The organism is Natrarchaeobius versutus, from assembly GCF_041205745.1.
Taxonomy (GTDB): Archaea; Halobacteriota; Halobacteria; order Halobacteriales; family Natrialbaceae; genus Natrarchaeobius; species Natrarchaeobius versutus.
This window is the reverse complement of the sequence record NZ_JBGFCC010000005.1, coordinates 34,472-57,959: the sequence shown is the minus strand read 5'-3', so window position 1 is coordinate 57,959 and position 23,488 is coordinate 34,472. Positions and strand designations below refer to the sequence as shown.

The following is a 23,488-nucleotide window of genomic DNA, read 5'->3' as shown; positions in this document are numbered from 1 at the left end:
TTAAGACGATGGGCGCTCGAGAGAGAACCGTGATGAACACGCAGAAAACCGTCCGACAGGAAGCGGGTACGGTCGAGGAAAACGCGCTCAGACTCGATCCCGGAAAGGCCGAACAGATCGTCGACGCGCTGAACACGGATCTCGCGGACGCGTACGTCCTCTACCACCAGCTTCACAAACACCACTGGAACGTCGAGGGCGCCGAGTTCCTCGAACTCCACGTCTTCCTCCAGGAGGTCTACGAGGACGTCGAGGACGCCGCGGACGATCTCGCCGAACGCCTGCAGGCGCTTGGCGGCGTTCCACACGCGAGCATGACGACGCTCGCCGAGAACGCGACCGTCGAACCCGAAGACGAGGACGTCTACGACGTCAGAACCTCGCTCGCAAACGACCTCGAGATGATGGGCGACATCATCGAGAGCTACCGCGAACACATCGAACTCGCCGACAACCTCGGCGACTACGCGACGGAGGAGATGCTCCGCGAACAACTCGAGACCATCGAGGAACACACACACCACATCGAACACTACCTGGAGGACGATACGCTCGTTCTCGAGGACGCGACGCACTGAATCGGTCGACTCCTCCGACTCGAGGTTGATCCGCTCTCGTCCGACTGCGGATTACGGTTCGTCCACGAGCGGGAGAGCGGACGCGGGATCGACGCAATCTGGCGACACATCTTCCGTGAGAACCGTCGTAGCGAGCCGATCGACGACCTGCCGACCGACGGCTCCCGCCATTATCATCGCCTCCCGGTCGTGATCGTCGATCTCGAGGACGTCACGAAAGAACCGCGAGAGCGTCAGGTACGCTTCGAACAGTTCTTCTGCCGTCTCGTGGCCGTCGGCCGTAAGCACCACTCCGTCGTACGGTTCGTACTCGACCAGCCCGCGATCCGCGAGCCGTTGAAACGCTTCGGTGGTCGTCGACGGCGCCGTTCCGAGGGCGTCTGCGACGTGACCGGGCGGGACGACGTCCAGCCCGTTGCGGTGGGCGGCGTAGACGACGAGCAGGTACTGTGGCGCCCCGGTCATCGCCCCATCAGTCCCGTACCGGACCGCGAAAACGAATCGACCCTGCCGGATGAGGCCGTCGATCGGGCTCGGTTTCGGGTGCGTTCCGGTGAACCACGTCCTCTCATGTGCGTCTAACGAGGTGATCGCGGACGATTCGTCGACACTCTCGACAGACGTCCGCGACTCGAACGACGGTCGACAACGCCGGATGGGGACTCGAGAGCCTTCGATAGAGGCGGTCGACGAGCGAACGGTGGCTGACCACGACGGTCCCGCGAGCCGTCCGGCCACGTATCACGGTCTGGCGGTCATAAACGGCCGTCTCGCACCGATCGTGATGCGATCGTAACGTCTCGTGGCGCTCGGAGAGCGCCGTGAAGTCCAACGCACTCAGCGGCGTTCGGTCCGCATCGACGAGCCAGTCGGCGACCCCCTCGATGCACTCGAGGACGTCCTGTAACGACGCCTCCTCGGTCGCGAGTGCACGTTCGACGGTCCGAAGCTCGATCCGTCGCCGCTCGGCGGCCGACAGAACTGTCGCTTTCAGCGCGGGCGAGATTGGCCCGGACGCTGTCGACTCGAGCGCCGGGGCGAGTTCGTCACCGAGTTCCTCTCCGATCGCATCTCGACTCGAGTCGACTCGATCGTGATGGGCGACGGCGAAGGGCTGAACCGTCTCGCGAAACGCCGACCGGAGCTCGGCTAATCCGTCGGTGTCCCGGCGACCCGAACGAGCGCCCGGCAGAGCCAGTGACTGTCCGGCTCCATCGGGGAGGGTCCTTTCGGAGTGTGTGCCAGACGAGGCCGACGCCAGTTCGCGCACGTCGGCGGCGAACCGATCGTACGCGTCCAGCCCGCGACCGACGTGTTTTCGCTCGGCCTCGACGCGCTCGAGCGCGGCGTGCGTCGGCGTCACAGCTCTCATGCGGTCTCACCTCGAGTTCGGCGACGATCCCGACGAGTGGTCGCCGCGGTCGTCCGGAGTCGAAGCCGCCACGGCGTGGCGGTCGAGTCGCCGACGCGCTCGATGCTGGTAACCGACACCGATCGACGCGGGAGCGTAGCGGAACACTCGAAGACGATGGGGAGCGCCACCGAACGGTCGGTCGGGCCTTCGAGTGGACCACCACCAACCTTGATCGTCCACGATCGTTCGCCGGTCTCCTCGTCCACTCGGCGCCGTTCGATCGCGGCGTGTTCGAGCAAGCCAACCGACCGAATCGTCCACAGCGCCTCCTCGAGCGGATCGTCCGCAACGTGGTTTGGCGTCGCAGTCGACGTGCCGGCGGCCGCGGCGGCCAGCACCGACGCCCGATCGTCGAAGTCGAGTCGGGCGTCGAGTTCGAACGCGATGCTCTCGAGCAGGCAGACACACAGCGTCTCAGCATTCGGGACCGTGCCGGCGCGGTCGAAATACGCCTCCATGATGGTCTCCGTGAGGCCGTCGTAGGGAGCGGCCGCCTCGAGGGCGCCACCGCCGACGGCGTGACAGTATTCGACCAGCGCGCTGGCATCGCCTCCGATCTGCGAGCGGTTCGGCCCTGGTCGAGTCGCGTCCGATCCCTCGACCGTCGATCGATCGGAGTTCTTCGGACCCGAACCGCACACCGGACGTTCGCTGACGATCACGTCGTACTGCGGCGCGTACGGATCGTACTGCGCCACCGTCGCCCGATACCGTTCGGTCGCCCACGCGGCGACTCGAGCGGCCGCTTTGCTCCCGAAGGAGGTCCGTTCGGCGGGAACGGGTCTGATACCGGTTCGACCACAGACGATAGAGTATCGATCGCCCGTCGTCGCGAGCGCGGCGACGACTTCTCGGATCGCACAGAGCGTCGGTCCAGTCATCGGTCGTCACCACCGCCGTACTCGACGGCAGGACCGAACCGGGACTCCGGTTGTCGGCCGACGAGTCGATCCAACGGAATCCGGCTCCGCTGTGGGGACGGCGCTCGAGCGGACCGGTCGTGCGTCGACTGCCACTGCACCGACACATCCTTCCATATCAGATCTCCCCGTTGATGGCGTCCGCGACGCGCTGACGGTCGAACAGCCGTTCGTCCGCCGGAATCTCCGGATACGGCCCCTCCTCGTAGGTCGGCCACTCTCCGAACGCGTCCGGATACAGCTGTTTTGCGGTCATCTCGAGCTGGAACAGGTTCAGGATTGGCCCCTGATACCGCGTTCCCTGGGCGTAGACCCGACCGTTTTGTACCGCGGTGAGGTTCCCACCGACGGGATGATCGCGCAGATCGTCTCGGATGGCAGCCATATCCGTACTCGGCGTCATCCCGCCGAGCACGAAGAGTACGTCCGGATCGGCCTCGAGCACCGCCTCCATGTCCACTTGCTCGCCGGAAGAAACCGCGTCGTCGAAAGCGTCGACGGGATCGAACGGTCTGAGGTGCGCGGTCAGAAACCCGGGCGCGTTGGCAGTGTAGACGTAGATACTCTCGATGTCGCTCATTCCGGCCAGTGCCACCGTCGGCCGATCCGCCGCCGGCAGGTCCGCCTCGATGGTCTCGAGAAGCGTCTCCCGGATCGCCGTCAGTTCGCGGTACCGGGCGTGTTCTTGGAACGCTTCGGCCACGAGTTCGAACTGCTCCCAGAGCGTGTAGTACTCGTAGCCGTCGGCCCAGTCCGCCGGTGGCTCCTGATGGCGATCGCTCAGGGAGTTTCCGAACCAGGGGGAAACGGCGTCGGCGATCTCGTCGATGTCGTCGCGCCCCCAGCCATCCAGCGCGGACATCGATGCGGGATCGGCGAGGTGGACGTCGCTGTCGAGTTCGTAGAGCATCTCCTTGTCCGGCTCCCACGAGGAGTACAGCCCCGACCAGTCCAGCGAGACGCCGGGGAGGCGCTCGACGAACTGATTCCACAGCGCGTCGTAGTAGTCGGGCGCGTGCATCGCGTTGACACCGTCGCCGCGACCGAGCGCGAACGCCATATCCGCGTGGTGGGTCAACCGCGTGAAGACCGTCTCCGGCGGCGATTCGAACGTTACCTCGCCGACCGGCGACATCGAAACGGAATACGAGTTGGAGCTGCCGCCTTCGTCCGCCGCCCCCTCCCGTTCGTCGACGCCGCCGGTCGACGATCCGCCGTCGTCCGTGACCTCGCCGGTTCCGGTACAGCCGGCGAGGAATCCTCCGCCAACGATCGTCCCGCCGTACGCCACGTACTCCCGCCGCGTCGGCGTTCCGTGTGCTTCGTGGTCGACCATACTATTTAGGCCTCCCTAAAAAAGTATAATTGCTTCGATTTTTAGGCAGGCCGAAACCCCCAGTCTGTACGAGACTGCCGACGGACGTCGCAGACGCCGGTGATCGAGGGCTGGTGGGTTATAGTAGCCACTGAACGTCATTGCACACCTGTAGCCAGACGAAAAGCGCGGTTCGGAGCGTGCGCGGTTCGGAGCGAGCGCGGTTCGGAGCGAACGGAGTGAGCGAGAACCGCGTCAATGCGAACGGGGAGGAACGACCCGTGAGCGAACGGAGTCGTTCGAACGACCAGCGGTCGTTCGTGATGACGAAAATCTTCGATTTTCGAACCATGAGCGAGAACCGCGTCAATGCGAACGGGGAGGAACGACCCGTGAGCGAACGAAGTGAGCGAGAACCGCGGGAAAGCGAATAGCGCGGGATCAAAGATCCCGCGAACCATGCGAACGGGCACGCTGTGCCCGTGAGCAGACGGGGAACGAACGTGACCCGTGAGCAAACGGAGTCGTTCGAACGACCGCTGGTCGTTCGTGATGACGAAAATCTTCGATTTTCGAACCATGAGCGAGAACCGCGGGAATGCGAGCGGGGAGGAACGACCCGTGAGCGAGCGGAGTGAGTGAGTGAGAACCGCGGAATAGCGAGCGGGGAACCCAGTGACCCGTGAGTTCGGCGATCAGTGTGTGAATCGTTTCAGTTGTTCCTATATCTCGACGATGGCCGCTCTCGAGCGGCTCAGCGCCCGTCGGTTACGATGTCGGCGACCCGTTGACGGTCGAACAGCTCCGGTTCAGTAAAGACGTCCGGGTGGAGATCCTGAGCCGCCTGCTCGAGTTGGAACAGGTGGACGATCGGACCCTGCTGTGGTGCGCCACCGCGGATCACGCGGCCGTGTTCGACCGCCTGCAGTTCCCGGGCGACGTCGTGGTCGTTCATGTACGAGACGAACTCGTCTTCGAACTCGTCTTTCGTCACCTCGCCCTGTTGGCGGACGACGATCACCTCGGGGTCGACCTCGAGTAGCGTCTCGTAGTCGATCTCGCCGCGCGATTCGTGGAAGTTGTGGACGTTGCTCTCCGCGAGCGCGTCCTCGACGCGCAGGTCGCGCCACTGTTTGAAGCTCGTTCCCGAGTCGATGACGAACGGGATGAAGGTCTCGGGCGGGTCCGAGCGCGGGAGCACCACGGCGATTTCCGGGCGCTCGTCGGGGAGCCGGGAGCGAATCTCCGAGCGCACCTCGTCGTGGAGTCGTTCGAACGCCTCGTAGCGCTCGCGTTCCCGAAAGACGGCCGCTAGCTTTTCGAACGCCTCGTACAGCGTGTACCGTTCGTAGTCCTGCCACGGATAGCTCCCCGAGAAGATCGTGTTCCCGAAAAACGGGGCGACGTGCGCTTCGATCTCATCGATATCCGCTCGCTCCCACTGGATCCGGTTGATCATGAAGTTCGGATCGATGACGTGGACGTCGGCGTCGAGTTCGTAGAAGAGTTCCTTGTCGGTGCCGTCCTGCCAGAGCTGGACGAGCGAGTCGGTGTCGACCGACACACCGGGAAGTTCCTCGTAGAAGTGCGTCGCGAATCGCTCCCGGATGCCGATCGCCACCAATCCGTCGCCCTGTCCGAGCGCGACGCCCATATCCGCGTAGTCGCCGGTAAACGGGAACCACGTCTCCGGCACGTCCTCGAAGCGCACTTCGCCGACCGGCTCCATCGTGACCGAGTATCCCGAGTCATCGGTCGCCGCCTCGTCCGAATCCGCGGTCTCGCCATCCACCTCGGTCGGCTCGGGGGGCGAATCGTCGGTACAGCCGGCCAACAATCCACCGCCGACGGCCGCGCCGCCGTATTTGATCGTCTCTCTGCGCGTCGGTACGTCGTATCGAGTCGTTTCGTCGGTCATTGGTGCTGGTAGGTCGTATCGAGTCGTTTCGTGGTCGTTCATCGATCGATCTCTCCGGTTACGATCTCCGCCACCCGCTGACGGTCGAACAGTTCCACGTCGCCGAACTCCGCCGGCCACAGCTGTGCTGCCAGCAGTTCCGTCTGGAAGAGGTTCGTAAGCGGCCCCTGTTCGGCCGTCCCGCCGGGGTAGACGCGATCGTTTTTCACCGCGGTCAGCTCCCCGCCGACGGGGTGATCGCGCATCGGCTCGAGCCGTTCGGTTCGAAACTCCTCCTCGGAAGAGAGGACGTCCCAGTGAAAGACGATGATTTCGGGATCGACGTCGAGCAGCGTCTCGTAGTCGGCTTCGCCGTCGCCGACGTCGACGTCCGCGAAGGCGTCCGTAACGCCGATGGTCCGGTACTGGCGCATCTCGTAGCCCGCGCTCGAGGGGGAAAGCGGGTAGAACGTCCCGGTCCGCGCATCGGAACCGCCGTTGAGCAGACCGATCTCCGGATCTTCGTCCGGCGTCACCTCGTCGATCCGCTCGAGCATTCGATCGTGGACCTCCCGGAAGGCCTCGTAGCGGTCTGTAGCGCCGAAGACGGCGGCGATCCGCTCGAAGTTATCGAGGAGGTCGATCACCTCGTAGCCGTCCTGCCAGTCGTATGTGTACCGCCGGTTCGAGTGCCCGAAGAATGGGGCGACGTGCTCTTCGATCTCCGCGAGGTCGTCGTCGCTCCAGTCGAAGCGAAACGCCGCCTCGTTGGGATCGATCAGGTGAAGGTCGGCGTCGATCTCGTAGAAGATCTCCTTGTCGACGTTCTCGCCGTCAGCGCGGATGTTCGTGATCCCGGCCGGATCGATCGAGAGGCCGGGAATCTCGTCGTAAAACAGTTCGTCCAGCGTCGCGAGACCCTCCGTCGGTCGATCGATGCCGGCCAGCCCGTCACCGTGGCCCGCGAGGATCGCCATCTCGGCGGTCGACTCCTTGTACGTGACGTAGCGCTCGGGAGGCCCCTCGAACTCGAGACAGCCGACCGGCTCGAGACACACCTCGCGGCCGTCGTCCGTTTCACCGTTCTCGTCGGAAACCGGGGCTGAGGTCCGTGTGTCTTCGCGTTCACTGCCGGTACAGCCGGCGATCAACCCGCTCCCGACGACGGCCCCACCGTAGGTGATCGTCTCCCGGCGGGTCGGCGCCTCGTATCGCATCGTACATCCACGCATAGGATTTAGGCTAACCTAAACAAAGTTAGGCGTTTCGGTTTTTCGGCAGGCCTAAAACGTGGGCGGCGGACGCGTACACGACGGTTGGAGTACGCTCGGTCTGGGATGGGGTCGCCCTCGAGTCGCCGGCTCCGAGGGCCGGTAGCAACGGCCGAATGGGCTACTGTTTTTCGGCGACGAGCGCGATCGCTTCCATCTGCCGTTTGTGATCGTCGAACGCACGGCGCATCGACAGAATCCGGCGCGCCACCGCTGGCTTGGTCGCCACGGTGGCGCCGATCCGCATCGTCCGGAGAAGTCCTTCGTCGTCGACGACCCGTCGGGGTCGCAACAGGTGCATCGGCGCCGAGGACCGCCACGTCACGGTCAAACCCGCCTCGGAGAGCAGGTCGATCCACTCCGATTCCGTCAGCGGGCGGGCGTTCACCCTGGTGACGGCCGCCAGATCGCGCTGGATCTCGGCTTTGGTCTCCGAATCTATCTCGTCGGGAACGACCGCGAGTTCGTGGATGCCGTACCGACCACCGGGGCGGAGAAGACGGCTCGCTTCCGCGACGATCGATGCCTTCGCCTCGTCGGGATGCATCGTCAACATCGCCTCGCCGTACACCGCGTCGGCGGTCGAATTCGGAAGATCCGTCTCCGCGGCGTCGCCGACGGCGATCTCGCGGCCGGGCCCACCGAGGCGTTCCTCGAGGTCGGCCGCCGCGTCGCGGTTCAGTTCGACGCCGGTGTACGACCGTGGCGAACGTTTCAGGACGCGTTCGGCGGTGAACCCGGTTCCCGGCGCGAACTCGACGACGTCGTCGTCCGGGCCAACCTCGAGCGCATCGATCAACTCGAGGGTCAGCTCCTTGCCGCCGGGGCGAAGCACTCGCTTTCCAACCTCGGCGAGCAACAGGTGAGCCGGCAGGTCGGCTACGTTCGCCATCGCCGGGACACCACCCGTAGGTGTGTCCTCCACGTCGGGCGATTCGCGCTGTCCTCGAGCCCCACCACGCTACGTCTCACCCCCGGTCGGCGACAGGATGACCAGTGCGCGGCTGTCCGCGATCGCCGCAGGTGAGATCTTCTGATCACCCGAAAAGCGTGCGATGTCGCCCTTACCGAGGGCGTAGCTGTCGTCTCCGACCCGTAACTCGATCTCGCCGTCGAGTACGTAGAAGACGACCGTCCGATCGGGGTGGCGGTGCTCCGGAACGCGTTCGCCCGCCGGCAACTCGAGGAGGTTCGTCCGCGGTTCGGCGTCCGGAAAAACTCGTTCGATCGGCGATCCAGATACCGCTGGGAGATGTTCGATCGCGGTCATCGTTCCTCCGGATCGAACTCGTCGGTCGCGAGCCCCCGCCTGACCGGTTCGTGTTCGGCGTCGGTCGGCGGCGGGGAGACGACCAGCAGGGCCTCGAGTCGCCTGTCGTCGTCGGCTTCGATCACGCGGTCGACGCCCGCCTCGACGTCGTCGTCGGCTTCGATCCCGCGGTCGACGCCCGCTTCGACGACGACCACGTCACCGCGAGCGACGTCACGGTCGACCTCGTCGTCCCGGACGACTCCCGTTCCCTGCTGGACGTTGATGACCAGGTCGCTCTCCGGCGCGTGAACCGGGATGAACTGTCCCGGCTCGAAGTATCCGCAGGCGACTTTTACCCGGTCGTTTCGGAATATCTCCTGTACGCTGAACCGATCGTCGTCGTAGACACGCTCGGCGTCGAAGTCGGTCGCAGGCATCAGTCCACCTCGGCTGCACTCGTCGGACTCGTACTCGTCTCCCCGCTTCCGTTCGAGGACGACCGGAACGACCGATCGAACGTCCCGCGGTCGAACCCGGTGCGTTGTTCGGCAGTTGTTTTAGGTATACCTAAACCACGTCTCGAGCTACCGGCGCGTTCGGGATGAACGTGTTCCCGAAGATGATCGGGGGCGTGATCGGCTGGTTCGAATCCGTCGGTCGCGAGCGGGGACGGAGGCGCAGAGGTACCACACTCGAGTCGAACGCGATCCGGCTCGAACGCGCGGAACGGCTGAAACTCGAATCAGATCGAACTCACAGAGCAGCTGAACATATTCGGGAGACGAACTATTTCGATCGGTCAGCGAACCACGACTATGGATTTAGGCAGACCTAAATCGCCGAGGGAACGGGCATCGAACGCGACGCGCCGACGGTACCTTCGGCTTGCCGGCGGGTCCGGAATCGCGGGGCTGGCGGGATGTACAGCGCTCAGTCGGTCCGGGCCGGACGAGATTACGGTCGGCTACAAGCCGATGTTTCCGTTCTTGCAGGCACTCTTGCTAGACGAACGGGGCGAGTTCGATCGGCTGTCGGTCGACGTCGAGACGGAGAACTTCGGCGAGAGCGGGTTGACGATCATGCAGTCGTTCGGTCGGGGCGACCTGGACGTCGCCTTCGTCGGCATCACGCCAGCGATCGTGATGCAGGATCGGGGACTTCCCGGCAAGGTCGTCGCGGCGAACAACGTCGAGGGGTTCGTCTTCGTTGGACGCGACTCGTTCGCCGAGCGCTGGGCCGACCACGAGGGGCCGGTGGCGTTCGACGCCTTCGAGGAAGAACGCGGCCGCCCGGTCGAGTTCGCGACGCCGCCGGAAAGTAGCGTCGCGTACGTATTGCTCCACCACTGGCTCGAGACGATGGTCGGACAACCACCGGCGGACGTCGACGTGACCGCGATGAGCGGCGCCGGTCCCGTGCGCCAGGCGCTCGTCTCGGGCGAAGCCGACGCGACCTGCATCATGGAACCGATCAGAACTATCCTGACGCGTGCGGACGCGCCGATCTCCCGGCTCGCCTGGGCGGGGGAGTTCATGTCCGGCCAGCCGGGCGGCGTCACGGTCATGCACGACCGCCTCCGGAATGACCACCCCGATCTCGCCGCCGAGTTCCTCGAGTTACACGAGGAAGCAACGGCGTTCGCCACGGAGAACCCGGACGAGGCGGCAGAGCACGTCAGCAATGCCATCGGATCCGGAACGCTCCCACCCGAGGCCGCACGAGAGGCGCTGAACTCGGAGGCTGCGAACTTCGTCACGGATCCGCGGGAGATCGTCGACGACACCCCGCTGTTCTGTGACGGAATGGCCGACCTCGAGCGCACCGAAGCCCGGATCGACGCCGAGGACGTGTTCGACTTCGGGCCGTACGACCGTCTATGAGCGAGGGGTCGAGAACGGAGCGACGATGAACGGATCGGAGCCCCACACCGCGAACGACGGCAACCGATCCGAACTCGAGCCGGCGGACGTCGCGGGAGAGACGGCCGAACTGGATCGGGTCCGGAGCGGAGACGTCCCGTTCGACACACGGGGCCTCGCGATCGGGATCGGCGGGACGATCGGATTCCTGTTGATCTGGACGGCGGCCGCGAGCACCCAGCCGTCGTATCTCCTCCCGTCCCCGGCGGCGGTCGCGTCGGCGTTCGTGGCCGAGATCGCGAGCGGGCGAATGGGTACGAGTCTCGTCCAGAGTGCGATTCACTACGTCCCGGGCGTTCTCATCGGAACGACGCTCGGGACCGGCCTCGGCGTCGGAATGGCCTGGTACGGGTGGCTCGACGATCTTCTGCGGCCGATCACCCGGATACTTCGGCCGATTCCGCCGCTCGCGTGGATCGCCGTCGCCATCGTCTGGGTCGGCGTTGGCCACGCCGGCGCGACGTTCGTCGTCGCGGTCGGAACCTTCTGGATCAGCTACTACAACGCCTACGCCGGCGTCGAGGGTGTGCCGTCGAGTCAGCTCGAGGCCGCGTCGGTTCTCGAGGTCAGTGACCGAACGGTCCTCCGAACTGTCGTCCTCCCGAACGCGGCGCCCGCGATCCTCACCGGGTTCAGAACCAGCGTCGGACGGGGCTGGATGACGGTCGTCGCTGCCGAGTTGTTCGGCGCGCCCGGCGTCGGCTACGAGATCATCACCAGCGCACAGAATCTCGCACTGGACGTCACCATGAGCTACATGCTGCTGATTAGCACCGTGTTTCTGGCGACCGACTGGACGTTCCGACGGCTCGAGGGGCGAGTACGCCGGCGACGGGGGTGGTGACGATGACGACGCAAGATCCGGTGGCTCGGGCCACGCATCTACGGATACGGGCGGCTATTATGCCTCTCAAACCTCGAATCGTCCTCGTACTCGTCCTCGGCGCGTCGCTCGCTGGGACGTGGACCGTCGGCACCCGGTCGGGCAACGGGCCGGCGATCGTGCTCCTCGAGTGGACCGCCCTGTTGGGTCTCGGTGCCGCCATCGGCGGGATCGGGTGGCGACTCGCGCTCTACTCGAGGGGGGTCCTCGACGAGAACTGTGTGGCGTTCGTCGATCGGCGGTACGCGCTGATCGAGCTCTGTGCCGTCGGGGGTGCACTCGCCGGAATCGGTGCCATCGCCGCCGGACGTTCCGTCGAACTCGGACCTCGAGTCGGCGTCGCCACCGGCGTGCTGGTCGTCGCCTACTGTGCGATTTCGGTCGCTCTCGCGCTCGCTCGAATCGACTCCCCTTTGCGAGAACGGTCGTGGCGCGCCGTCGCGCTCGCGTTGGGATGTCTCGCCGTCGCCCTCGTCGGGACGGTCAACGTCCTCTCGCTCGGCGGCGGCGCGCTCGAGGTCGCCGTTCGGATCGTTCACCTGTCCGCGTTTTCGGTCTGGTTCGGCGGCGCGCTGTGGCACAACCTGATCGTCGTCGGCGCCGTTCGACGCTATCCCGGGTCGAAATCGGAGATAACGGCTCAGACACGGGCGTTTCGCCGCACCGTCCCCGCCCTGGTTGTGGCGTTGGTCCTCACAGGCGTCGCTCAGTCGATCACCGCCTTCGGAACCTCGAGTAGTGTATACGTCGGAACCGTACCTGGTCTGTTGATCTGCCTGAAGGTCGGAATCGCCCTCGTCGTGACTTTCTTCCTGGTCAATGGCTAACGTCGTGACTTTCTTTCTGGTCAACTGCTAATCGTCCGGGAAGACTATCCCCGCGGCTGTCCTTCGCGCTCAGCTGTCGCCGGTGACGATATCCGCGACGCGCTCGCGGTCGAACAGCCGCTCGCCGCCGAACTCCTCGGGATAGAGCCCCCGCGCGGCTCGCTCGAGCTGGAAGAGGTGAATAATCGGGCCCTGGTAGGTGAGTCCGCCGTAGAAGACGCGATCGTTTCGAACCGCCCGAAGGTCGCCCGCAACGGCGTGATCGCGGAGGTGAGACCGGATCTCCCGCTCGAAGTACTCCTCCGTGATCTCGCCCTGTATCCTGATCGCGATCGCGTCGGGATCGATCTCGAGAAGCGTTTCGTAGTCGATCGTTCCGCCGTCGGTCTGCGTATCCTTGATCCCGGCGGCAGCCAAGGCGTCGTCGACGTTCAGGTCCCGCCAGTGTTTCGACTGCGTTCCCTCGCCGATCAGATAGGGGTAGAATCCCTCCGGCGGGATTCCATCGGGGTACAACACGGCCAGTTCTGGCGATGACGACGGTAGCCGCCCTTCGACCTCCGCGAGGATTTCGTCGTGGTAGGCGGAAAACGCCTCGTACCGCTCTCGCTCCCGGAACACGTTCGCGAGCTTCTCGAACGCCTCGTACATCGAGTAGTAGCGGTAGTCGTGCCAGTCGTAAACCCGTGTGAAGCCGGTGTTTCCGAAGAAGGGCGCGACGTTGTCGGCGATCTCGCCGACGTCGTCCTCGCTCCACCCGAGGCGGTGTTCCATGAAGTTCGGATCGACGACGTGTAGGTCGACGTCCAGTTCGTAGAAGACCTCCTTGCCGGTCCCCTCGTTCCACAGCTCCGTGAGATCGGCACTCGAGACCGATACCCCGGGGAGTTCCTCGTAGTGGTGTGTGCCGAACCGCTCCCGGACGCCGATCGCCGACAGGCCATCGGCCTGGCCCAACGCGACGCCCATATCCGCGTAGTCGCCGGTGTAGGCGAGCCACGTCTCCGGCGGCTCGTCGAACTCGAGCGTTCCGACTGGTTCCATCGAGACGCTGTAGCCCGTTTCGTCGGTCGTCTCGGACTCGGTTGGGCTGTCGTCGTCGTCCGTGCCGGTTTCTCCCTCGTCGATTCCGACACAGCCGGCGAGTAACCCGGTGCCGACGATCGTTCCGCCGTACTTCACGTACTCCCGTCGAGTCCGTTCGCTTCGCTCACTTCCCCGACGACTTCCCGCTCGCTGGTGCTCGCGGGAATCCCGCCGAGTCGGTGCCTCGAGTCGAGTCGCTTCGGTTCTCGTCATTGCTCGGTGTCTCCGTTGATGATGTCCGCAACTCGCTGGCGGTCGAACAACTGCTCCGACTCGGGGAGTTCCGGATACGCCCCACCATCGTATCGCGGCCACTCACCGAACTGCTCCGGATACAGCTCCTTTGCGCCCATCTCGAGTTGGAAGAGGTGAGCGATCGGTCCGCCGTATCGTATCGCCATGGGGTAGACGCGGTCGTTTTCGACGGCAGGAATGGTTCGAGCGACGGGATCGTTCTCGAGGAACTCTTTGGTCTCGACGAAATCACTGTTTGCCCCCATCGCGTGGGTGATGAGCATCACGTCGGGATCGGCTTCGACGAGCGCCTCGAGGTCGATCTCGCTGTACGCCTCCGTGTCGGCGAACGCGTCTTCTGCACCGAGCGGACGGAGATGTGCCTGCTCGTAGCCGGGGTCGGTGAGTGGGAACGGCCAGATGCTCAACTCTCCATCCGAGAGCCCCGTCTGTATGCGGGCAACCCGCGGCCGGTCCGTCTCCGGCGGGAGATTCGTCTCGATCTCGGAGAGAAGATCCGTACGGACTGCCGTGAGTTCTTGATACCGCTGTTCTTCCTGGAAGACTGCTGCAACCTTCTCGAAGATTTCCCACAACGTGTAGTACTCGTAGTCGTCGGCCCACGCTTCTGGGGGTTCTCTGTGAGAATCGCTGTACGAGTTACCGAACCACGGGGAGATGTTTTCGCTGATCTCGTCGATGTCGTCGCGGTCCAAACTATCCATTACCGTCATGTACGCCGGATCGGCGAGATGGAGATCGTTGTTCAACTCGTAGAGGTGCTCCTTGTCGATGTTCCAGGAGTTTGGAAGATCGGTCCACTCGGTGGAGACGTCCTCGAGTCGCTCGAGGAAGAGGTCGTAGAGCGGCCCGAAGTTCTGTGGAGCGTACAGCGCGGTTATCGAGTCGCCGTGTCCGAGTGCGAGCGCCATATCGGCGTGGTGGACGAGATTGGTGAAGACGCGCTCTGGCGGATGCTCGAGCGTGATCTCGCCGGCAGGCGACATCGTCACCGAGTACGAGTCGCCATCGCCATCCTCCTCGGGTTCGCCCTCGTCGCCGGTCTCACTCCCGGTACAGCCGGCGAGTATCCCGCCGCCGATCACCGCGCCGCCGTATTTCACGTATTCCCGTCGCGTCGGTGCCGCCGCCGTTCTCGTGTCGTCGTCACTCATAGTGAGAAGTCTCCGCTAATGATGTCTGCAACTCCCTTGCGATCGAACAACTGTTCCTCCTCGGGCGTCTCGGCTAGCCCTCGCCACTCGCCGAACGCCTCGGGGTACAACTGCTTCGCGGCCACTTCGGTCTGGAAGAGGTTGGTGATCGGCCCCTGGACGTTCTTCCCGCCGCGGTAGACGCGGCTGTTCTGTACCGCGGTGAGTTCACTCCCGAGAGGGTCCGCTCGCATCACATCGACGACCTCGGACTGGAAGTGATCCCCGGAGTCGGTGTAGCCGAACGCGTTGTGCGCAACGATGACGTCCGGATCGGCCTCGAGTAACGTCTCGTAACCCACGCTCCCGTCGGCGTCGACGCCCGCGGCCGCCCAGGCGTCCTCGACACCGAGGTCGTGATACTGCTTCATCGCCATTCCCGGCTGCGTCGGGTCGTTGAGGTAGAAAGTCCCGGACCCGACGAAGTCCTCGCCGGGCACGAGAAATGCGAGGCCGACGTTCGGTCGCTCGTCGGCTGGCGGCCGTTCCGCCTCGATTCGCGAACGCATCTCGTTGTGAATCGCCGCTATCGCCTCATAGCGCTCGTGCTCTCGGAACACTTCGGAGACCTTCTCAAACGCCTCGTACAGCGTGTAATGGGGGTATCCTGGCCCGATTTCCTCCTGCGGACGACGGATAAAGCTGCCGAGCCACGGGGCGACGGCGGTTTCCAGTTCCGCAATGTCTTCCTCGTCGAAATCAAAATAGTGTTTCGCGTTGTTCGGGTCGATAAGGTGGAGGTCGGCGTCTATCTCGTAGAAGACCTCCTTATCGTACTCGCCGCCCTGCCGAAGCTGAGTGATCTCCGCGGGATCGATGGACACATCCGGAAGTTGCTCGAGAAACTCCGTTGGGAGGCTCTGGGTGTCTTGCATCCCGACCAGTGCGTCTCCGTGTCCGAGCGCGATCAGCATGTCCGCATAGTCTGCCCGGTAGACGACGACAGACTCGGGGACAGACTCGAAGGTGACCCCCGTCCGGGGTTCCATTCGAACCGCCCATGAATCCGGCTGGTCACTATCGACATCATCTGCATCCGATAAATCTTCGCCGGGGGTATCGCCGGTACAGCCGGCGAGTAGCCCGCCGCCGATCACTGCGCCGCCGTACGTGATCGTCTCTCTGCGCGTCGGTGCATCGCGTTGAATTGTATTGATACTGTCGTCGTCACTCATGGGTAGAAGTCTCCGCGAATGATGTCTGCAACTTCCTCGCGATCGAACAGCTGTTCGCCCGCGGGAACGTCCGGGAACCGTTCGGGGTCGAACGTACCGAACTCTTCGGGATACAACAGTCGGGCGATCAGTTCGGTCTGGAAGAGGTCCGCGATCGGCCCCTGCATGAAGTACGGACCGGGATACACCGCGCCGTTCTCGACGGCGGTGAGCTGGCTGCCGACCGGGTGTTCGTTCAGTGGAGTGACGAACTGCTCACGGAATGCACCCGAGGAGTACTCACCGTCGTCGTCGGTCAGGCGAATCCCACCGTGGACGATGATGATCTCAGGATCGATCTCCGCCATCGCCTCGTAATCGAGCATCCCGTCGGTCTGGTCGTCGGTGAAGGTGCTCTCGATCTCGAGGTCCCGGTACTGTTTCATCTCGACGCCCTCCGAGTCGGTCGTCATCGCGGCGAACTCACCGCCCTCTATGTCCGATCCGAAGTTGATTAGCCCGACTTCGGGGCGCTCGCTCTCGGGTGGCAGCTTCGAATCGATTTCGGCGTGGAGTTCGTCGTGTACGTCGACGAACGCCTCGTAGCGATCGCGTTCGTCGAAGACATTCGTCAACCGGTCGAACGCCTCGTACAGCGAGTACAGGGTATAGTCGTGAAAATCTCGACGTCGGACGATGTTGTTCCCGAAGAAAGGTGCAACGTTCGTCGCGATGCTCTCCGTGTCGGCTTCGTCCCAGGAACTGTCGAACCCGGAACCGTGTAGATAGTTCGGGTCACAGAGGATGACGTCCGGATCGAGTTCGTAGAACAGTTCCTCGTCCCAGCCACCTCCGGCGAGCGGGTTCGGAACGTCTGTCGGCATCGAGACGCCGACGCGTTCGTAGAGGTACGCCGGTGGGTACCACCCGGCCGGCAGGAAGCCATCGCGCTGTCCGAGCGCGATCGCCATATCCGCCCACAGACCAGTAAGTGCCATCCACGTCTCCGGAACCGTTTCGAACGTCTGACAGCCAACCGGCTCGAGGCACGCCTCGTCGGAAGTATCAGCCCCGGTCGGGGTCGAATCCCTATCGTCATCCCCACTCGTTCCGGTCGGAGCTGTCCCTGGATCGCTTTCGCCGGCACACCCCGCCAGTATACCACCACTGACGACCGCCCCGCCATACTTCACGTAGTCTCTGCGCGTCGGTGTCTCGTGTCGACTCGTCTTGTCGTTGTCACTCATTGTTAGATCTCTCCGTTGATGATGTCCGCGACGCGCTTGCGGTCGAACAGCTGCTCGTCTTCGGAAACGGATTCACCCGGTTCCGGGGGCTGACCGAACAGGTCGGGATAGATCTGCTTCGCCGAAAGCTCGAGTTGGAACAGGTTGAAGATCGGTCCCTGCAGCGCCGATCCGCCGGCGTAGAGCCGATCGTTCTGGACGGCCGTGATCTCCCGGCCGACGGGATCGTCGCCGAGGTCGAAGAACGCCTCCGTCCGATCGCGGACGTTGTTCCAGTCGAAGTTGTGGATGATTACGTCGGGGTCGAACTCGAGCATCGCCTCCATCGAGTAACTGCCTGAGTCTGAAGCGTAGCTCTTCGTTCCCTCAGCAAGTGCGTCGTTTGCCCCGAGCGGGCGGGTGTGCGCCTTTCCGAATCCGGGCCCGTTCAGCAGGTACGGCCCGAACGTGTTCTCGTCGTGGTTGTAGACGACGAGCGCGACCGAGGGTCGCTCTTCTTGGGGCGGGAGTTCGGCTCGGATCGCCTCGAGCATCTCGTCTCGAGTCCGAGTCAGCGCTTCGCTCCGGCTCTGGACCTGGTACACCTGGGCGTACTTGTCGAGAAGTTTCCACAGCGTGTAGTACTCGTAGGGCTCGTCACCCTGGTAGCCGTGAGCGCGGCTGAACCGGTTGGCGAAAAACGGGGCGATATTCTGCTCGATTTCCTCGATGTCGGCGTCGTCGAACGTTCCCTCCCAACTAATCGGGTCTAGATGGTGAACGTCGGCGTCGAGTTCGTACAGGATCTCTTTGTCGAGGACCAGCTCGTCGGTGTACAGGGCAGTAAGGTCGCTCGTGTCGAACTCGACGCCGGGGAGTTCGTCGTAATAGCCGGTGTAGTACCGGTCGGGAAAGCCGAGTGAGACGATCCGCTCTTGTTGGCCGAGTGCGACGAGGTGATCCGCGATCTGATCGTCGTAGACAACCGCTGTCTCGGGAACGCCGTCGAACTCGACGGTGCCGACCGGCGACATCGTGACCGAGTAGGAGTCATCTCCGTTCGACGGTTCAAAATCGTCCGACGGTTCCGAACCGTCTGACGCATCAGAGGACGGTCCGTGGTCGCCGTCGCCCGTACAGCCCGCAAGCAATCCGCCACCGACGACCACCCCGCTGTACTTCATGTAGTCTCTGCGCGTCGGTGCCTCCTGTCGAATCGTGTTGTCGTTGTCACTCATGTTACTCACTGGTATTTCCGTCCGCGACCGCTTCTGCTCTGAGTAGGCCCCGCGCGTCGAGTTCCGCACGCAGTACGTCGTCGTCGAGCCGAGTGGCAAGCGCCCGCTGCCCTTCGACCCGGCGTTCGGCCTGCTCTTCTCGGCTGATAAGCTGTGAGAGCTTCTCGTCGACGTGCTGATCCTCGAGCCGCTCGAGTTTCGCACTGCTGTGATCCGACCCCTCCGGGATGGTCTCCCTGAAGTGCTCTCGAATCCGTTCTTCCCAGTCGCCGTCCCTATAGCCCTCCTCGAGAAACACCCAATCGCGGTGGTGCTCGACGACTTCCTCCCAGAACCCCTCGTCTTCGAGTCGAACGTCCCTGATGAGCCGTTTTGCGACCCGTCCGCCCCGTCCGGCGGCGATGACCACCTGTTCGTCCGCCTCCGCCGACGGCGAGGCGACGTAGAGGCCGTCGACGGGGGTCGTCCCGTCCATCTCGGGGTACGCTCGGTCGAAGCGTTCGTGTTCCTCGCCATCGTGTTCGTAGCGCTCGAACATCGCCTCCTCGTCCCCGAGCCCGCGCAGGTACTCGCCGTCGTAGCGCGTGGCGGCGATCACTCGGCGGGCGGTGACGCGCTCTCCACCCTGCGGTTCGATGGCGAACCCCGATCCGTCCTGTTCGATCGTCTCGACCAGATCGGGGACGATCGTACAGCCCGCCGCCTCGGCGTGATCGTGCAGGAGGTCGTAGAACGTCTCGATGTCGATTCCCCCTGGGAAGCCGGGATAGTTCTCGAGGTGGGCGAGTCGCTGGAGCGACGAGCGTCCTCGGTCGAAAATGGCGGTCTCGAGTCCGTACCGGGCGGTAAAGATCCCGGCCGAGCAACCGGCCGGGCCGCCACCGACGATGACGAGGTCGTGATCGAAACGTGATTCTTGCTGTGTGGTGGCTTCGCTCATGTTCAGAACTCTCCGTTGATGATGTCCGCGACGCGCTGGCGGTCGAACAGCTGTTGGTCCGCGGGTACGTCCGGGAACCGATCGGGGTCGAACGCACCGAATTCGTCAGGGAACAGCTGTCGAGCGGTGAGTTCGGTCTGGAAGAGGTTGGCGATCGGTCCCTGTAGGTAATGCCCACCTGGATACACGTTCCCGTTTTCGACCGCGGTGAGCTGGCTACCCACCGGGTGGTTCGCCATCGGCGCGACGAACTCGTCGTGGAACGTCGACGCGGAGAACTCCCCGTCGTCGTCGGTCAGTTGAATCGCGCTGTGGACGATGATCGTTTCGGGGTCGATCTCGAGGAGTTTCTCGTAGTCGAGTGTGCCATCGGTTTCCGCCTCGGTAAACGCACTCCGTACGCCGAGGTCGCGAACGTGTTTCATCTCCGTGCCAGTCTCATCAATTGTCAACGCAGAGAACTCCCCGTGAGCGGGATCCGAGCTGAAGTTTACGAGACCGACTTCGGGTCGGTCGTGCTCGGCAGGTAGTTTCGCATCAATTGCTGTGACGAGGCCATCGTGAACGGCGACGAACGCATCGTACCGTTCGCGTTCTCTGAAGAGTGTGGCGAGACGGTCGAACGCTTCGTATAACGTATACTGGTCGTACTCTTGATACACAGGGAAATCGAAATCCCGGAAAATCACACGTCCAAAGAAGGGTGCAACGTTGTCGTCGAGTTCCTGTGTGTCGGATTCGTCCCATCCGGGAAACCCCGTATGGAGGTAGTTCGGATCACAGAGGATGACGTCCGGATCGAGTTCGTAGAACAACTCCTTGTCCCAGCCGGTTCCCGAAAGTGGATCCGAGATTTCGGCTGGCATCTCGATACCCACACGCTCGTAGAGATACGATGGCGCGTACCACCCGGCCGGCAGGAAGCCATCGCGCTGTCCGAGCGCGATCGCCATATCAGCCCACGTTCCGACTGGAGCCATCCAGGTCTTCGGAACCTCCTCGAACGTTCGACAGCCAACCGGTTCGATGCAGGCTTCGTCGGATCGGTCGGTTTGTTCGTCGACCGAACGGGATTCGCCGTCGGTACAACCGGCAAGCAGTCCCCCGCCGAGTACGGTGCCGCCATACCGCACGCACTTCCGCCGCGTCACCCCTTTGGTGACCTTCTTCTGACGTGGCATACTTTTAGGCTCACCTAAAACATAATAAGCGCACCGGTTGTTTGGCGAGCCTAAAAGCTAATGATCACCATCGAACGTCCCCTGCGTGACGGTATCGACGAACGCCGTGGGCAGGTCCTCGATCTCACCGGTTTGGACGCCCCACAAATTGGCGTACAGGCCATCCGCTGCGAGCAACTCCTCGTGGGTGCCACGCTCGAGAACCCGTCCGTCCTCGAGCGCGAGAATGGTGTCGGCATCCTTGATCGTCGACAGCCGGTGGGCAATCGCGAGCGTCGTCCGATCGGCCGTCAGCCGGTCCAGCGATCGCTGGATCAGGTACTCCGTCTCGGTGTCGACGCTTGCGGTCGCCTCGTCCAACAGGATGATCGCCGGATCCTGCAGGATGACTCGTGCGAGGGCGATCCGCTGGCGCTGCCCGCCGGAGAGTTTGACGCCGCGCTCGCCGACGCGCGTCTCGTAGCCACTCGAGAGGTCCCGGATGAACTCGTGAGCCTCGGCAGCTTCGGCGGCGGCTTTGACCTCCTCGTCCGTGGCGTCGAAGCGGCCGTAGCGAATGTTCTCGGCGACGGTGCCGTCGAAGAGGAACGTGTCCTGGCTCACGTAGCCGATGGACTCCCGAAGGTCCGAGACGTCCACGTCGCGTACATCGTGGCCGTCGACCCGCACTGCGCCATCGTTGATGTCGTACAGGCGCAAGAGGAGCTTGGCAACCGTCGATTTTCCGGCACCGGTCGAGCCGACCAGCGCAACCGTCTCGCCAGCGTCGACCTCGAAGTCGACGCCGTCCAGGACGGTCTCTTCGCCCTCGTAACCGAAGGTCACGTCGTCGTATGCGATGTGGCCCTCCACGTCATCGAGGGCGACGGGGTTTTGCGCGTTCTCGATGTGGACGGGCACGTCCATCAGCCCGCAGATGCGCTTGCCGGAGGCACGGGCGTTCTCGTACCAGTCGACGATACTCGAGAGCTGGGCCATCGGTCCCGTTAGCCGCTGGGTCAGCAACATAAAGACGACGAAATCCCCGACTGTGAGCGTCCCCGAAAAGAACAGCGGGGGGCCCGAAAAGACCCAGAAACCACCGATGATGAACGTCGCCAGCAGTGCGATCCCGGTGACCAGTTCCATTCCGGGTCGGTAGAAGTAACTCAGTTTCAACACGTCCATATTAGCGTCGAACACGTCCCGCGAGACGCGCCGGACCCGGTCGTTCTCGTACTCCTCCGTACTGGCGGTCTTCACCAGTTCGATCCCGCTCATCCCGTTCTCGATTCGCGTGTTGAGATCGCCGACCGTCGACCGGACCGTCGCGTATCGGGGTTCGATCACTCGGATAAACCACCATGTAAAGCCGGCGAGCAGTGGAACCGCCCCAAGCGTGACCAACGCGAGCTGCCAGTTCGTATACAGTAATACGACCGTGATGCCGATGACGATGACACCGATTCGAACCGAGTCACCGAGTGCGTTGTCGAAAAACACCTCGAGATTGCCGGTGTCGTTGTTGAGGATCGACATGACCTCGCCGGTTTCCTTGTTGTCGAAGAAGGTCATGTCGAGGCGCTGCATCTTCTCGTAGGCGTCGACGCGAATCGCGTACATCACGCCGTGGGCGAAGTAATTGGTCGCGACGCCGCGTATCCACTGGAGGATCGCGCCACCCAGCAGGGCGACGCCGATGACCGTCGCCGACAGCCGGAACTGGTCGGTTCGATCGGCTGGGAGCCACGCCTCGGGCACGAGCGGAAGCGCGTAGGCGCTCTCTCGAGTGAACACCGCGTCGATGGTCGTTCCCAGCACGACCGGCGTCACCAGCAACGCGGCGTACGTGAACACGCTTGTAATGAGTCCGACCGCGAGCCATCGCCACTCCCCACGACCGTACGTCCCAAACAATCGCCACAGCGGTTTCTCGACGCGGTCACGGTACACATCGAGTTCCGTCTCGAGGCTCTCGTCTTCCCCGGCCATCAGTTCGCCTCGGGTGCGCCCGCCGGGAGCGTCTCAGGGTTTTCGGTGTCCTCAGCGTCTACCCGCTCGTCGTCGGTATTCTCGGCGTCGTCGTGGCGAGCACGAATGGGCGTGACACGTGGTCCCCGCTCGGTGAGTTCCACTTCGGCGTCGATTTCGAACACGCTCGCGAGCAACTCCTCGGTGACGACCTCCTCGGGTGGCCCACGAGCCCGGATTTCGCCGTCTTTGAGCGCCACAACCCGGTCGGCGAGGCGGGCGGCCTGCTCGAGATCGTGGAGCACGACGACGACCGTGATGTCGCTCTCGTCCCGGAGCGTCTCGACGATCTCCATCACCTCGAGTTGGTGGTGCAGATCGAGGAACGTCGTCGGCTCGTCGAGCAAGAGGACGTCCGTTTCCTGTGCAAGGACCATCGCGATCCACGCCAGCTGTTTCTGGCCGCCGCTGAGGCTCCCAACCTCGCGATCGCGGAGGTGGCCACAGCCAGCCAGTTCGATCGCCTGATCGACCGCCTCGTGGTCCGTTTCGGTGACGTGCTCGAAGAACCCGCGGTGGGGATACCGGCCGTGGTAGACGAGGTCCCCGACGGTAATGGAACCGGGCGACGTGCTCTCCTGGGAGAGCAAGCCGAGTTGGCGAGCGACCTCTTTCGTCCCCATCGAGTGAACGTCGCGGCCGTCTAGCAGAACGGAGCCGTCCTCGGGAGCGAGTTGGTTCGCAAGTCCCTTCAGCAGGGTACTTTTTCCCGAGCCGTTCGGCCCGACGAGTGCGGTGACGGCTCCCGGCTCAGCGAGCAACGTCTCCTCCTCGATCACTGGCTCCTCGGTCGACGGATACTGTAAGACGAGGTTCTCGCCAGCGAGAGTGCTCGCGGCGGCTGTCTCCGTACTGTCGTCTCGAGGCGCCTCCGCGGCGACTCGCTCGGTTCCGCTCGTCCGGCTCGAGTCGGTCGTGTGTCTCGCCAT

General features: G+C 63.6%; 22 protein-coding genes. 4 read left to right on the top strand and 18 right to left on the bottom strand.

The window, feature by feature from the left end; genetic code table 11:
* Nucleotides 1–32 precede the first annotated feature (32 nt).
* Entirely contained in the window at nucleotides 33–578 is a 546-nt protein-coding gene (gene dpsA / locus AB7C87_RS12405) for a DNA starvation/stationary phase protection protein DpsA (protein ID WP_369729783.1), read from the top strand.
* 51 nt (nucleotides 579–629) lie between these two features.
* On the opposite strand, the gene AB7C87_RS12400 is transcribed toward dpsA, so the two are convergent.
* The 9 genes from AB7C87_RS12400 to AB7C87_RS12360 all read right to left on the bottom strand — a co-directional run bounded on the left by AB7C87_RS12400 (nucleotide 630) and on the right by AB7C87_RS12360 (nucleotide 9,084).
* The gene (locus AB7C87_RS12400) at nucleotides 630–1,043 is read right to left on the bottom strand and encodes a metal-dependent transcriptional regulator (protein ID WP_369729782.1); all 414 of its coding nucleotides are present in this window, start codon (nucleotides 1,041–1,043) and stop codon (nucleotides 630–632) included.
* Nucleotides 1,044–1,146: 103 nt separating this feature from the next.
* Nucleotides 1,147–1,950 (bottom strand): DUF7260 family protein, encoded by an 804-nt coding sequence (locus AB7C87_RS12395; protein WP_369729781.1) that lies wholly within the window; start codon nucleotides 1,948–1,950, stop codon nucleotides 1,147–1,149.
* Nucleotides 1,947–2,873, bottom strand: a complete 927-nt coding sequence (locus AB7C87_RS12390) for a DUF7551 domain-containing protein (protein WP_369729780.1) — start codon at nucleotides 2,871–2,873, stop codon at nucleotides 1,947–1,949. Before AB7C87_RS12390 ends, AB7C87_RS12395 begins: the two co-directional genes overlap by 4 nt.
* A 157-nt stretch (nucleotides 2,874–3,030) precedes the next feature.
* A complete protein-coding gene (locus tag AB7C87_RS12385) occupies nucleotides 3,031–4,248 on the bottom strand; it encodes an ABC transporter substrate-binding protein (RefSeq protein WP_369729779.1) in 1,218 nt (405 codons plus the stop codon).
* Nucleotides 4,249–4,981: 733 nt separating this feature from the next.
* Nucleotides 4,982–6,145: an ABC transporter substrate-binding protein gene (locus AB7C87_RS12380; protein WP_369729778.1), complete on the bottom strand. Its 1,164-nt coding sequence runs from the start codon at nucleotides 6,143–6,145 to the stop codon at nucleotides 4,982–4,984.
* Nucleotides 6,146–6,183: 38 nt separating this feature from the next.
* A complete protein-coding gene (locus tag AB7C87_RS12375; RefSeq protein WP_369729777.1) occupies nucleotides 6,184–7,356 on the bottom strand; it encodes an ABC transporter substrate-binding protein in 1,173 nt (390 codons plus the stop codon).
* 160 nt (nucleotides 7,357–7,516) lie between these two features.
* Nucleotides 7,517–8,287, bottom strand: coding sequence for a class I SAM-dependent methyltransferase (locus tag AB7C87_RS12370; protein ID WP_369729776.1), 771 nt, complete (start codon nucleotides 8,285–8,287; stop codon nucleotides 7,517–7,519).
* Nucleotides 8,288–8,356: 69 nt separating this feature from the next.
* On the bottom strand, nucleotides 8,357–8,665 hold the full coding sequence (locus tag AB7C87_RS12365) for a cupin domain-containing protein (RefSeq protein WP_369729775.1): 309 nt from the start codon (nucleotides 8,663–8,665) through the stop codon (nucleotides 8,357–8,359).
* On the bottom strand, nucleotides 8,662–9,084 hold the full coding sequence (locus tag AB7C87_RS12360) for a cupin domain-containing protein (protein WP_369729774.1): 423 nt from the start codon (nucleotides 9,082–9,084) through the stop codon (nucleotides 8,662–8,664). Before AB7C87_RS12360 ends, AB7C87_RS12365 begins: the two co-directional genes overlap by 4 nt.
* A gap of 378 nt (nucleotides 9,085–9,462) precedes the next feature.
* Here AB7C87_RS12360 and AB7C87_RS12355 point away from each other — a divergent pair, with 378 nt between their 5' ends.
* From AB7C87_RS12355 to AB7C87_RS12345, 3 genes are read left to right on the top strand one after another with little or no spacing between them, the layout of a single operon-like run.
* Nucleotides 9,463–10,527: an ABC transporter substrate-binding protein gene (locus tag AB7C87_RS12355; protein WP_369729773.1), complete on the top strand. Its 1,065-nt coding sequence runs from the start codon at nucleotides 9,463–9,465 to the stop codon at nucleotides 10,525–10,527.
* Nucleotides 10,528–10,552: 25 nt separating this feature from the next.
* Complete coding sequence (locus AB7C87_RS12350; protein WP_369729772.1) at nucleotides 10,553–11,410, top strand: ABC transporter permease; 858 nt, start codon at nucleotides 10,553–10,555, stop codon at nucleotides 11,408–11,410.
* A 59-nt stretch (nucleotides 11,411–11,469) separates the two neighbouring features.
* Entirely contained in the window at nucleotides 11,470–12,276 is an 807-nt protein-coding gene (locus AB7C87_RS12345) for a CopD family protein (RefSeq protein WP_369729771.1), read from the top strand.
* A 69-nt stretch (nucleotides 12,277–12,345) separates the two neighbouring features.
* On the opposite strand, the gene AB7C87_RS12340 is transcribed toward AB7C87_RS12345, so the two are convergent.
* The 9 genes from AB7C87_RS12340 to AB7C87_RS12300 form a co-directional block, all read right to left on the bottom strand.
* Nucleotides 12,346–13,458, bottom strand: coding sequence for an ABC transporter substrate-binding protein (locus AB7C87_RS12340; RefSeq protein WP_369730069.1), 1,113 nt, complete (start codon nucleotides 13,456–13,458; stop codon nucleotides 12,346–12,348).
* Between the two features lie 113 nt (nucleotides 13,459–13,571).
* Nucleotides 13,572–14,771 carry an ABC transporter substrate-binding protein gene (locus tag AB7C87_RS12335; protein WP_369729770.1) on the bottom strand — a complete coding sequence of 400 codons (1,200 nt, stop codon included), beginning with the start codon at nucleotides 14,769–14,771 and terminating at the stop codon, nucleotides 13,572–13,574.
* Complete coding sequence (locus AB7C87_RS12330; RefSeq protein WP_369729769.1) at nucleotides 14,768–15,985, bottom strand: ABC transporter substrate-binding protein; 1,218 nt, start codon at nucleotides 15,983–15,985, stop codon at nucleotides 14,768–14,770. The genes AB7C87_RS12335 and AB7C87_RS12330 overlap by 4 nt, the downstream gene beginning before the upstream one ends.
* Nucleotides 15,982–17,211, bottom strand: a complete 1,230-nt coding sequence (locus AB7C87_RS12325) for an ABC transporter substrate-binding protein (protein WP_369729768.1) — start codon at nucleotides 17,209–17,211, stop codon at nucleotides 15,982–15,984. The genes AB7C87_RS12330 and AB7C87_RS12325 overlap by 4 nt, the downstream gene beginning before the upstream one ends.
* Nucleotides 17,212–17,213: 2 nt before the next feature.
* Nucleotides 17,214–18,428, bottom strand: a complete 1,215-nt coding sequence (locus AB7C87_RS12320) for an ABC transporter substrate-binding protein (protein WP_369729767.1) — start codon at nucleotides 18,426–18,428, stop codon at nucleotides 17,214–17,216.
* 1 nt (nucleotide 18,429) lies between these two features.
* Nucleotides 18,430–19,368, bottom strand: coding sequence for an NAD(P)/FAD-dependent oxidoreductase (locus tag AB7C87_RS12315; protein WP_369729766.1), 939 nt, complete (start codon nucleotides 19,366–19,368; stop codon nucleotides 18,430–18,432).
* A gap of 2 nt (nucleotides 19,369–19,370) precedes the next feature.
* Nucleotides 19,371–20,549, bottom strand: coding sequence for an ABC transporter substrate-binding protein (locus AB7C87_RS12310; RefSeq protein ID WP_369729765.1), 1,179 nt, complete (start codon nucleotides 20,547–20,549; stop codon nucleotides 19,371–19,373).
* Nucleotides 20,550–20,606: 57 nt separating this feature from the next.
* On the bottom strand, nucleotides 20,607–22,520 hold the full coding sequence (locus tag AB7C87_RS12305; RefSeq protein ID WP_369729764.1) for an ABC transporter ATP-binding protein: 1,914 nt from the start codon (nucleotides 22,518–22,520) through the stop codon (nucleotides 20,607–20,609).
* On the bottom strand, nucleotides 22,520–23,488 hold the full coding sequence (locus AB7C87_RS12300) for an ABC transporter ATP-binding protein (protein WP_369729763.1): 969 nt from the start codon (nucleotides 23,486–23,488) through the stop codon (nucleotides 22,520–22,522). Before AB7C87_RS12300 ends, AB7C87_RS12305 begins: the two co-directional genes overlap by 1 nt.